This is a genomic window from Flavobacterium sp. (assembly GCF_046153165.1).
Classification (GTDB): domain Bacteria; phylum Bacteroidota; class Bacteroidia; order Flavobacteriales; family Flavobacteriaceae; genus Flavobacterium.
On sequence record NZ_JBJXEN010000102.1, the window covers coordinates 1 to 12410 of the forward strand.

The 12410-nt window shown below is 31.8% G+C and carries 10 protein-coding genes; 3 read left to right on the forward strand and 7 right to left on the reverse strand.

The genetic code is table 11. From position 1 onward, the window contains the following. Window positions 1-282 precede the first annotated feature (282 nt). Complete coding sequence (locus ACKVOV_RS12315; RefSeq protein WP_409207058.1) at window positions 283-870, forward strand: hypothetical protein; 588 nt, start codon at window positions 283-285, stop codon at window positions 868-870. A 35-nt stretch (window positions 871-905) separates the two neighbouring features. On the opposite strand, the gene queG is transcribed toward ACKVOV_RS12315, so the two are convergent. Together queG and ruvB are read right to left on the reverse strand one after the other, a co-directional pair. Next, a complete protein-coding gene (gene queG / locus ACKVOV_RS12320) occupies window positions 906-1841 on the reverse strand; it encodes a tRNA epoxyqueuosine(34) reductase QueG (protein ID WP_409207059.1) in 936 nt (311 codons plus the stop codon). A 44-nt stretch (window positions 1842-1885) separates the two neighbouring features. After that, complete coding sequence (gene ruvB / locus ACKVOV_RS12325) at window positions 1886-2908, reverse strand: Holliday junction branch migration DNA helicase RuvB (RefSeq protein ID WP_394759027.1); 1023 nt, start codon at window positions 2906-2908, stop codon at window positions 1886-1888. 101 nt (window positions 2909-3009) lie between these two features. Between ruvB and ACKVOV_RS12330 the strand changes: the two genes are divergently transcribed. Continuing rightward, window positions 3010-4455: an APC family permease gene (locus ACKVOV_RS12330; protein WP_409207060.1), complete on the forward strand. Its 1446-nt coding sequence runs from the start codon at window positions 3010-3012 to the stop codon at window positions 4453-4455. A gap of 131 nt (window positions 4456-4586) precedes the next feature. Here the strand turns inward: ACKVOV_RS12330 and ACKVOV_RS12335 are convergent, their stop codons facing one another. The 5 genes from ACKVOV_RS12335 to ACKVOV_RS12355 all read right to left on the reverse strand — a co-directional run bounded on the left by ACKVOV_RS12335 (window position 4587) and on the right by ACKVOV_RS12355 (window position 11277). Next, on the reverse strand, window positions 4587-5168 hold the full coding sequence (locus tag ACKVOV_RS12335) for a hypothetical protein (RefSeq protein ID WP_409207061.1): 582 nt from the start codon (window positions 5166-5168) through the stop codon (window positions 4587-4589). A 68-nt stretch (window positions 5169-5236) separates the two neighbouring features. Then, entirely contained in the window at window positions 5237-8644 is a 3408-nt protein-coding gene (locus ACKVOV_RS12340; RefSeq protein WP_409207062.1) for a hypothetical protein, read from the reverse strand. A gap of 46 nt (window positions 8645-8690) precedes the next feature. Then, entirely contained in the window at window positions 8691-9944 is a 1254-nt protein-coding gene (locus ACKVOV_RS12345) for an aspartate kinase (protein ID WP_409207063.1), read from the reverse strand. A 24-nt stretch (window positions 9945-9968) separates the two neighbouring features. Further along, window positions 9969-10442 (reverse strand): GNAT family N-acetyltransferase, encoded by a 474-nt coding sequence (locus ACKVOV_RS12350; protein ID WP_409207064.1) that lies wholly within the window; start codon window positions 10440-10442, stop codon window positions 9969-9971. A gap of 1 nt (window position 10443) precedes the next feature. Beyond that, a complete protein-coding gene (locus ACKVOV_RS12355; RefSeq protein WP_409207065.1) occupies window positions 10444-11277 on the reverse strand; it encodes a M48 family metalloprotease in 834 nt (277 codons plus the stop codon). Between the two features lie 125 nt (window positions 11278-11402). On the opposite strand from ACKVOV_RS12355, the gene fbp reads away from it, so the two are divergent. Next, window positions 11403-12410 carry a class 1 fructose-bisphosphatase gene (fbp, locus tag ACKVOV_RS12360; protein ID WP_409207066.1) on the forward strand — a complete coding sequence of 336 codons (1008 nt, stop codon included), beginning with the start codon at window positions 11403-11405 and terminating at the stop codon, window positions 12408-12410.

Below are 12410 nucleotides of genomic sequence, written 5' to 3' on the forward strand. Positions count from 1 at the left end.
GAAACAAAAAGTGAATTTACTATTAAAATGAGAGGTCAAAACTTCTTATTTACAAGAGAATAAATAGAGTTCTTTTTTAATTAATAACCCTTGCAGAAATGTGAGGTTTTTTTTATTTAAAAAATTCAATATTTCTTCCCAATCTCCTTTATAAGATAAAATTTCGAAATTTTTTTAAAATAGGGGTAACAAAATGAAATTGTATTTATCTATAAACGATTAATCAAATGGAGTAAGCCAAAAATCCAATATAAAAGAGTAGGCAAATCAAACAATATTATAATGAAAAAATCAAACAAATTAAAATTAGGAAGCACTGTTATTATTGCTTTATTCGCTAACCTTGTGTTTTTCACTTCGTGTGACAAAGACAATAATGCATCTTCTGAAAACTCTGAAAAACAAGAAACAGTTTTAAAAAACACTGACAATCTGAATTTCAAATCTACTGATGGTAATGTTGCTAAAATAGCAAGTTGTCCAGAAACGCTAACAAATGATGGTTGTAATTTTACTTCAGGCTATGGGACAGACCTTAATAGCCAATTTACTATGGTTAATTTACTAAATAGTTGTAGAACCGAAAGTTTGCCTGCTGGTTGTAGCTGGTCTAGTTATACTGAAACTAGATTTATTGATATAGATTATAGTAATTGTTGTTATACTGCAAATGAGTTAAATGTAAAAACTGACGCATGTAAACAACTCGCCATAAATGCAAGACCTAGTTCAGGTTATCTAATTACAAATTATCAAAGAATTAATGGTTTTATGGTGACAACTTATGGCCCTTATAGAATGAGAGTGGCAGTTACGTATCGTGCAAAATCATGTCGTATGATTCCAATTGATGGTACTCAAATGAACTAAATTTTTTATAATAAAAAAGGGTAGGTTATTGTAAATCAAAAATCTACTCTTTTTAAAAATTCAATATTTTTACTCAAGCCTTCAAATTTTGTTCTTTTTACGGCGGAATTTTTAAATACCTTTTTGAATGTGTCTTCTGTTATTTCTTCCCAGTCTTTCTTTGTGTAGGATAAAATTTCAGAATTAGGATGAAAAAGTGGTTCATTGTGTGGTTTCGAAAATTTGTTCCAAGGACAGACATCTTGACAAACATCACAACCAAATGCCCAATCATCAAATTTTCCTTTCATTTCTTGTGGAATATTTTCTTTTAGTTCGATGGTGAAATAGGAAATACATTTGCTCCCATCAACAACATAAGGAGCAACAATAGCTTCAGTTGGACAAGCGTCTATACAAGCAGTGCAAGAACCACAATGATCTGTCGTCGCATAATCATATTCGAGATCTAGATCAACAATGAGTTCTGCAATAAAATAAAAAGAGCCGACTTGTTTGCTGAGTAAATTACTGTTTTTTCCTATCCAACCCAATCCAGATTTTGCTGCCCATGCTTTATCTAATACTGGTGCCGAATCTACAAAAGCTCTGCCAGAAACTTCTCCTATTTCTGTTTGAATGAAATGCAATAACTCATTCAGTTTTTCTTTAATAACAAAATGATAATCTTGTCCGTAAGCGTATTTTGAGATTTTATAAGAATCTGTATTTTGAATTTCTTGTGGATAATAATTCAGTAATAGTGAAATGACACTTTTTGCATCATCAACAAGTAATGTTGGATTGAGTCTTTTGTTGAAATTATTTTCCATGTAGGACATTTGTCCGTGCATTTGCTTGTTTAAATAATTTTCTAAACGAGGTGCTTCTTCTTCAAGAAATCCTGCTTTAGATATGCCGCAAGACAAAAAACCGAGGCGTTGTGCTTCGAATTTAATGAGTTGTGTATATTTTGATTTATTGTTTATCACAAATAATATAAGATTCTTCCATCGTCAGAATGACAAAATTGCGATTAGAAAAGTCCGCCTTGAATATTCGTTTTAACTTTTCCTAAGTGTTTGTATGCTTTTTCTGTAACTTCTCTTCCACGAGGCGTTCGCATGATAAATCCTTCTTGAATTAAAAAAGGTTCATATACTTCTTCAATGGTTTCGCTGCTTTCAGAAACAGCCGTCGCCAATGTTGACAATCCTACGGGACCACCTTTAAATTTATCGATTATCGTAGTTAGAATTTTGTTATCCATTTCATCTAGACCGTGAGCATCAACATTTAAAGCATTTAAAGCAAATTTTGCGATTTCAATATCAATACTTCCGTTTCCTTTTATTTGAGCAAAATCTCGAACACGTCGCAACATTGCATTGGCAATACGAGGTGTTCCACGACTACGTCCAGCGATTTCTATAGCCGCTTCCATTGTGATGGGCATTTTTAAAATCGAAGAACTTCGTTGCACAATGGTGGTTAGAAGTTCGGTATTGTAATATTGTAATCTACTTTGAATACCAAAACGGGCACGCATGGGAGCGGTTAATAATCCTGAACGAGTGGTTGCTCCTACTAATGTAAATGGCGATAAATTAATTTGAACCGAACGAGCGTTAGGTCCAGACTCTATCATAATGTCAATCTTAAAATCTTCCATGGCAGAATATAAATATTCTTCGACAATGGGACTTAATCGATGAATTTCGTCTATAAACAAAACATCACGCTCATCAAGATTAGTTAACAATCCTGCTAAATCACCGGGTTTGTCTAAAACTGGTCCAGAAGTAATTTTGATGCCAACACCTAATTCATTCGCTAAAATATTGGCTAAAGTAGTTTTTCCCAATCCTGGAGGACCATGAAAAAGAGTGTGATCAAGCGCTTCTCCACGAAGATTGGCTGCTTGTACAAATATTTTTAGGTTTTCTAAAACTTGTTCTTGTCCAGAAAAATCATCAAACGAAAGTGGTCTCAATTTTTTTTCTAAATCGAGTTCTTCAGGATTATAGTTTTGATTTGTAGGATCTAAATTTTCATTCATTTTACAAATATAAAAGTTTATTTGTGGATTTGGTTATTTGTTTATTCGAGAGTCATGCATATTTAATAAAAAAACTATATTAGCATTCAAAAAATAATTTTATGCAAGAAGAAAAACAAACTTTTAAACGCGAATTAGGATTGTTAGATGCTACAAGTTTAGTTGCTGGATCTATGATTGGTTCTGGAATTTTTATTGTAACGGCTGCTATGGCTAGAGATGTAGGTTCTGCAGCTTGGCTTTTAGTGATTTGGTTGGTGACTGGTTTACTAACTATGAGTGCCGCTTTAAGTTATGGTGAATTAGCCGGAATGATGCCTAATGCTGGCGGGCAGTTTGTTTACATTCAGCGTGCTTATGGCAAATTAATGTCTTTTTTGTATGGATGGACAGTTTTTACAGTGATTCAAACCGGTGTTATTGCTGCAGTTGCTGTAGCTTTTGCTAACTATTCGGCAGTATTTTTTCCTATTCTAGAAAATAAAATTTTGACTATAGGGGAAAGTTATTCGTTTACTAATAAACAAATTCTTGCGATGGCAAGTATTGTTTTGCTAACTTATATTAATACAAAAGGAGTTCAAAGTGGTAAAATGATTCAGTTGGTTTTTACTTCGGCTAAATTATTTGCTTTGTTTGCTATTATTATTTTAGGCTTGTACATTGGTTTAAAAACAGATGTTTTATCTAATAATTTTGCTCACATGTGGGAAGCTTCAAAAACAGTTTTGAATGATGATGGTACTGTGACTGTAACTAAATTAGCTGGAGTTGCTTTACTTGGAGCTATGGGAGCAACTATTATAAATTCTTTATTTTCGAGTGATGCTTGGAATAATGTAACTTTTATTGCTGGGGAGATAAAAGAACCTAAGAAGAATATTCCAAGAAGTTTGTTTTTAGGAACATTGATTGTGACTATCATTTATATTTTAGCAAATATTGCTTATTTAGCATTATTACCTATGCAAGGAACTCCAGTCGGAGAGTCTGTTATTAATAAAGGGATTATGTTTGCTAGTCAGGATAGAGTAGGAGCGGCAGCGGCTAATGTAATTATGGGAAATATTGGCGTTTTTGTGATGGCTGGATTAATTATGGTTTCGACTTTTGGTTGTAATTCTGGTTTAATTCTTTCTGGTGGAAGATTGTTTTATGCAATGTCTAAAGATGGTTTGTTCTTTAAAAAAGCTGGAGAATTAAATAAAAATAACGTTCCAGCAAAGGCACTTTGGTTTCAATGTGTTTGGGCCTGTGTATTGTGTATCTCGGGAAAATACGGTGATTTACTAACCTATTCTACTTTTGCATCGTTGTTGTTTTATATTCTTACTATTTACGGAATTTTTATTTTACGAAAAAAAGAACCCAATGTAGATAGACCTTATAAAGCCTTTGGATATCCTGTAATTCCCGCTATTTATATTACCTTAACATCGTTAATTTGTATTACATTATTAATTTATGACACTACAAATACAGGACTTGGATTATTTATTGTGGCTTTAGGGATTCCTGTTTATTACTTAACTAAATCGAAGGAATAAATTTTTGATAGATGTAGTTGGATTGTTTTACTAATTCATGATATTTCACAAAAATAATAAGACCTCGCGATTTTGCGAGGTCTTATAAAAAATAGGCAGAATAATAATCTTGAATTTAGCTTTTATCAAGATTAGTTTCCTTGCTCGTCGTCAATATATGTTTTATTTCCATTTTTATTAATGTAGTATCTTCCACCGCGAGGACCAGTATAAACCTTCTTTCCATTATACTCGCCAGTTACTTTGTCTGTGGTATTAGGGTTCGCTTTTTCTGTAGAAACTCTTTCTTTTTTTGCTACTTTTTTAGTTGCTTTTTCTTTTACTTCAGCAGTTTTAGCTTTTACTTCTTTTACTGGTTTAACTGCTTTGTCGTCAGTTTCTTTTTTTGTTTTTGAAACTTTTTCTTCAGTCTCTTTTTTAGCCTTAGAATCTTTTTTTTCTGTCTTAGCTTTAGTCTTTTTTACTTCTTTTTCTTCAGTTGCTAACTCTTTTTTAGCTTTAGCTTCGGCTTTTTTAGCATCAGCTTTTTCTTTTGCTGCTACTTTTTTAGCTTCTGCTTTCTCTTTTTTAAGTTCTTCTTTTTTAGCATCAGCTTTTTCTTTAGCCTTACTTACTTTTTCAGTTTTTGCTTTTTTAGCCTTAGTTTCTGTTTCTTGAGCAAAAAAGCTATTTGAGAAAACAAAAACCATACATAATAATAGAATTTTCTTCATGACTTGATTAATTTTTATGGTTTAATTATTTAAAATTAGTAATTTTTTTACAAAAAGCATGCCTAAAATTAAAAATAAGCTCTCAATTGAATATTCCCTGTATGAACTGTATTTATCGTTTCACTTTTTCTTCCTAAATAATTAATATTTATATCTAGATATTCAGTAAGATTCTTTTGTAGCAATAAACGCCATGTCATGTTTTTTCCTGGTTGTAATCCTTCTAGCATTTGAAATGATACTGGTGAAAATTCATTACCAATAAACTTATTATTAAACAAAGAAAATTCGCCATTTAGTGTTAGTTTCTTTTGGCTAGAAAAACTAAATGATGTTCCAAATTTGTTTTGTTTTAATGATTCTTTATCACCTAATTTATTCTCTTTATTTTGCATTTCATAAAAAATATCTAAACTTGCATTTTTAGAAAATAAATAAGAAATTTTGGGTCCCAACTGATTTCCTTTTATCTCGAAATTTCTACTAGCATAATTCTCTGAAGTATTGCTTGTCGCAAATGTTTTACCAGACAAAGTAAATAACCAATATTTTTTTAGCAAATGATCGTATTGCAATTGATGCGATGTGTTTTTTGCTTCTTGTTCTCCAGATGATTGCAAACTTTTTATTTTATTTGAAATAAAAGTATAGGTAACAGAGTGATTTTGTTTGCCACGATTGTAAAACAAACTGTTTCGAATACTCGAATTTAGCCCCAATAAATTTTGATTATTCTCCGAAAAAGGATTCAGATCGAAATTATCATTTTCTCGTTTTATTTTCCTTTCTATTAAATAGGATGATTGATTATAAAAATAAGACAATAATTTTTTAAATCCAATGGCATTTTGCCATTGCGTTGGGCTTAAAGTAAGTGATTGAGAGAACTTATTTTGATGTGTTTTGATGAAAATCTGATTTGGCAAAAATATTTTTACATATTTTGCTTGGTCTGGAAAGGGTGCGATTTCAAATTCTTGAATTTCCTGAATCCCGTTTCCGTTGTAGTCATTCCAAGCATAAATTCCTTTTCCAGCATCTACTTCAAGGAAGCTAAATTCTTGTTGAGGTATGGTTCCTGATGTAGTTTCGTATGTTGTTGTAGTTTGAATTAATTGATTAAAAAAACGATCATTATACAATAATCTAGAATTTAATGACGGTTCGTTACCACGAATTGGATCTTCAAATTTCAAATTTCTGTAATTTACAAAAAGAGATAAATCGCTTTTCTCGTTTTGAATTAATTTCGATTTTAAATAATATGATTGAGATGTATTTACACGTTTTAATAAACCCAATTGCAAACTATCATTTACACGATTTAGATAGCCCAATTCGACAAAAACTTTGGTCGAATCTCCTCGTCCTATAAATGCACCATATTCAGAAAAACGTTGACTTAAATTAGAAAACTGATTGGTCAATTTTACTTTTTCTTGGTTATTTTCATATCGAAAACTTCCACCAATCCAATTTTTATTGAAATGGTATTTTGTTTGACTTTGGTTTCTAATAAATTTGGAAGTTGAAATATTCCCATCGCTGTTTAGAAAACTTCCGTCGTTTGAAAACAACCAGTTTTTATGTTTATAATAGCCAGAAATTATGTGTCGATTTCCTGAAAAACTTTCTGAAAAATCTAATTTCTCGAACTGATATTTCCAACTAGATTTTCCTGCCAAAGAAAATAATAATCCGGAGGTCACAAAACTTTGGTTTCCTAATGGATTTGATAAATTCCAATCTCGGTCGAACTCGATAGTAAATAATCGTTCGATGGTTTTGAAATTTTTCTGAATGAGTTGGTAATTTCCAAAGAGATCTACTTGCCATTTTTTAGACAATAATCGTTGTTTGAAATTTAGTTTTCCTGCTAAACCTTGATTGTTATTATCATCAATTCCTGAGAAAAGATTTTTATCATTGTTACTAATTCCAACTTCAAAATCGACGGTTGTTTTTTCGTTAGGATTGTATTTTCCTAAAATAGTAGCAATTTGAATCTTTGTTGGTGCAATTAATCTAATTATTGGTTCGTAATTTCCTTGAGAAATTCCAGCAATTGGAGCAACATATTTAAAAACTCTTCCGTTTGTAATTGTGTTCGAAACAATATAATTTCCTTGGTTATTGCCCACAAAACTAAACTTTACACTATATAAAATGTCGAGTGAATTAGTAGAATATTCAAAAGTTTCTATTAAACCTACCATTACTTTCTTGTACAAAATTTTATTGTCAGAATACACATCTAGCACTGCCGAAGAAGCATTCATTGCATTTTGATCGTCGCCAGCTGCAGCTAATATTTGTGCTTGTGCGGGTGATAAGTTTTGTTGTAATGATTGATTTTTCACATCGTTTTCAGAATATAAATAACCGCCTAAACTCCATTTTTCTTCTTCGTGATTTGCACCCACATAAGTTACAAATCTTGTGTAATTTCTATCGGAAAACTGGTATTCGATAGTAATTCTCATTTCTGAAGTGATGGGGAATAGAGAGGTAAAAATAATTTCTCCTGCATTATAATCGATTGTGTATTGATTGTTTTCACCTCGTTTAAGTAAAATTCCATTTACGTAAACTCTTTCTGAACCTGAAATTACTAGAACATATAATTCGCCATTTGACCCTTTTAGTTTGTATGGACCTTGATTTCCCTCTTGTCCTATAAAATTACTCTTCGCATACTGTCCGCGAACAATGGCACCAGACGCATAAATTTCGGTTTTCTTTTCAGGTGTTCCTAAAGTAAATTGAGCAGACAAACCTTGTACTTTTTTATTAAAATTCAGAAATCTAGATTTTCTGTTTTCTAGGAATAAATCTCCAGCACGAACGCTCCATTTATCTGAAAAAAGTTCGATAAAAATTTGATCAAATTCGTCTAATTTTTGAGAATATCCGCCTTCTTGCAATGGAATATTACTGTCTTGAATTGAAGCTCTTAAACTTACTTTGTCTGATAATTTTCCTGTGATTTGAAGGTCTAAATTTGAGTTTACCGATGTGTTTTGATTATTCCCAATAGTTATTCCTCGTGAGATGCTTCCAGAAGTTGTAAGTCCATCTAATGGTGTAAATTTTTTGAAACTATCATTAGAAACTTTATATAAATTCCCTAGATTATTGCCATTATTTACTACTCGACTTTTGTCGTATATGGTATATTCTTTAGTTAAATATTCTGGAAATTTTAAATAACGTACAGTTAGTGTATCGGAAGTCTTGTAATTGTTTTTGAATGTTAATAAACCTTTAGAGAAGTTTACTTTGTAAAAACTAGTATCGATAGTTTCGCCTTTTGCATCAAGCAATTTAAAAAAACTAGCGTTTATACTCACACTGTCAATTTGAATTGAATCTCGAGAAACAACTATTTTTTTTGATTTGTATGGGGTTTTGATTTCTTGAGCGTAAAACTCAGAAAAACCAAAAATTACAATCAAAAAAATCAGCTTTTTAAACATACTTACTATAACGAGAACATTACAAAAGTAGTGTATTATTTAAAAACTATTCCTTTGTTACAATTTGCATTGTTTCTCTACTCATTTGTTTTAGTAAAACGGTTTTATTTTTTTCGACCATTTGAAATGCTTTTTCGTCAAAATGTCTTATCGTGTAAAGCGATACGTTCTCGTTGTAGGACAATTTGAATTTTTTAGATAATGTTTTCTTTAATTCATTAAAATTGCCAAACTTGTCTTCTAAACAAACTGAAAAACTAATGGCTGAGTTTTGAATTAAACTTACTTTTATCTTATATTGGTGTAATAAACTAAAGATTTCGCTAATATTTTCTTCCATGATAAATGAAAAATCTATCGAGGAAAGAGATAATAATAATTGATTTTTTTTGACAATAAAACAAGGTAATTTAGGTTCTAAATCTTCTCCTTTAGACACACTAGTTCCAGGCAACAAAGGATTTATAAAAGATTTTACATACAGCGGAATCTCTTTTTTCTGTAAAGGTTGTAATGTTTTTGGGTGAATGACACTAGCGCCATAAAAAGCTAATTCGATGGCTTCTCTATAAGAAATTTGATTGAGTAAGGTTGCGTTTTCGAAATAACGCGGATCGGCATTCATTACTCCTGGAACATCTTTCCAAATGGTTACGCTTTCGGCGTTAAGGCAATAGGCGAAAATGGCTGCTGTATAATCTGATCCTTCTCGTCCTAGTGTTGTGGTAAATCCATTTTCATCGGCACCAACAAATCCTTGGGTAATAAAAAGTGATTTTTTTTTGGCGATTTTCGAAATATTCTTTTGAGTAATTTCCCAATTTACCTCAGCATCACGATAAGTATTGTCGGTTTTAATATAATTGCGAACATCCAACCATTCTGTATTAATGTTTCTGAAATTCATATAATGACTCAGAATTGTGGTCGATATAATTTCTCCGAAACTTACCACTTGATCATACACAAAATTATAATTAGGTGATTTGTTACTTCGTAAAAAATATTCTAAATCTGCAAAATGATCATTTACATCAAGGAAAACTTCACTTTCTTCATCATCAAATAAATCCAATAAAATTTGATTGTGGTATTTTTTTACTTCTTGAACAGAAGCATTTAAATCTGGTGATTTATCAAAATAATTTTTAATGACTACTTCTAAAGCATTCGTTGTTTTTCCCATGGCTGAAACCACGAGCAAAACTTCTTTGTAACCTACTTTTTGTAAAACGTCGAAAACATTTTTTATACCATCAGCATCTTTTACAGATGCACCACCAAATTTGAATATTCTCATTTTTAAATTTAGAATTTTAGATTTTTAACTTTTTGATAAAAAGGCATTTATTCCTGCTTCATCCATATTTACAACTCGCCAATCTTCTAGTAATTTTGCGCCCGATTTAGTGTAAAAATCTATGGCAGGTGCATTCCAATCGAGCACATTCCATTCTATCCTACGAACATTGTCCTTTTTTCCTTGCGCCATTATTTCTGCATACAAAGCATATCCAGCACCAGTTCCTCGACTTTTTTCTTTGACAATTAAATCTTCTAGATGAATGGTTTTGCCTTTCCAAGTAGAAAAACGGTAATAATATAAAGCCATGCCAATAATTTTCCCTTCAACTTCAGCAATAAATGTATAAAAAAGCGGGTTGTTACTAAAACCATCGCGAACTAAATCATCGACAGTAACAACAACAGCATCAGGTTCTTTTTCGAAAATGGCCAGCTCTTTTATTAATTCTAAAACGGCTGGCATATCCTCTTTTTGGCCTTTTCTAATAATCATATTATTTCTTTTTCTTAGGAGTAACTTTTGCCCTTGCTTTTACTTGTTTTACATATGGTTTATATAATCCGTCAGCTTCGGCTCTTGCTTTTGCATTTTCAGCTCTTTGTTTTGGGTCAGGATGAGAACTCATCATTCTTGTGATAAAAGACGAATCGGTACCTTCACTCAACTTTGCTAAAATAGAAAAAGCAGATTCAACGGCATTTACATTATAGCCATTACGTTTCATAAAATCATACGAATAAGTATCGGCATCTGTTTCTTGTTGTCTGCTGTGACTACTATTCATTAGAGCTTTTCCAATATTTCCTATTTGACCTTCGGTTATAGCTGCAACTTTATCAGACTGAGAACCAGCTGCATCTAACAATGCTTCTTTTTTATACGCAGCTTTTACAGCATCCCTAGAATCATGATTAGCAACATGGCCTATTTCGTGACCTATTACGGCTAGGATTTCATTATCGTCCATAATATCCATAAGACCTGAAAATACGCGAACACTTCCGTCGGCAGTGGCAAATGCATTTACATCTTTTAGTTTATATATTTTATAATTAAGTACTAACCCGTTTTCGGTTTTGTGTTTGCCAAATAATTTATTTAATCTAACTGTGTAAGGATCTTTCGGACCTGCAATCGTATTTTCCTTGTCCATTTTATCGACAGCTTCTTTCGATAATTTTGCCGCATCTTCATCACTAAAAGTGAAACCAGCATAGCCTTTTTGCAAAGCTCCCATTGCTTTTTCTCCTAAATTTATTTGAGCATTTGCATTAGATAATCCGAAAATTGCTACAAATAGTACTAAAGAAATTGATTTTACATTCATGTTTTTTTGTTAATTTTATTCACAACAAATATAAAATAACTTTAGTATAATTTTATTTCTATGTAAGTAATGTTTTCAAAAATTATAATCGATATTTGCAAAAACAACTACAACGATTTCGAAAAATGGAAGAACGTAACAAAACCTTAGGCGAATTTATTATTGAAAACCAAAATGCTTTTCAATACTCATCGGGAGAATTATCTCGCATTATTAATTCCATTAGATTAGCAGCTAAGGTTGTGAATTATAAGGTAAATAAAGCCGGATTAGTTGATATTATTGGCGCTGCTGGAGATCAAAATATACAAGGTGAAGACCAACAAAAATTAGATGTTTACGCTAATGAAGTTTTTATTCAAACTTTAATAAATCGTGAAATTGTTTGCGGAATTGCTTCCGAAGAAAATGATGATTTTATCACCGTTGCAGGTTCAGACAATAGTCATAATAATAAGTATGTGGTTTTGATGGATCCGCTTGATGGTTCTTCGAATATTGATGTAAACGTTTCGGTAGGAACGATTTTTTCTGTTTTTAGAAGAATTACACCTGTAGGAACTCCTGTTACAATCGAAGATTTCTTGCAGCCAGGAATAAATCAAGTTGCTGCGGGTTATGTTATTTATGGCACTTCGACCATGTTAGTTTATACAACTGGTTGTGGTGTAAACGGATTTACATTAAACCCAGCTATTGGAACTTTTTATCTTTCGCATCCAAACATGAAATATTCGAAAGATGGAAATATCTATTCGATGAATGAAGGAAACTATGTTCATTTTCCACAAGGAGTTAAAAATTACATCAAATATTGTCAACTTGAAGAAGGCGATCGTCCTTATACTTCAAGATATATTGGAAGTTTGGTTTCCGATTTTCATAGAAATATGATTAAAGGTGGAATATATATCTACCCAACGAGTTCGAAAGCACCAAAAGGGAAGTTGCGTTTGCTTTATGAATGTAGTCCAATGGCATTTATCGCGGAACAAGCAGGCGGAAAAGCATCTGACGGTTATAATCGTATTATGGAGATTCAGCCTACAGAATTACACCAACGTGTTCCTTTTTTCTGCGGAAGCTATAATATGGTCGAAAAAGCAGAGGAATTTATGGCAAATTCTAAATAG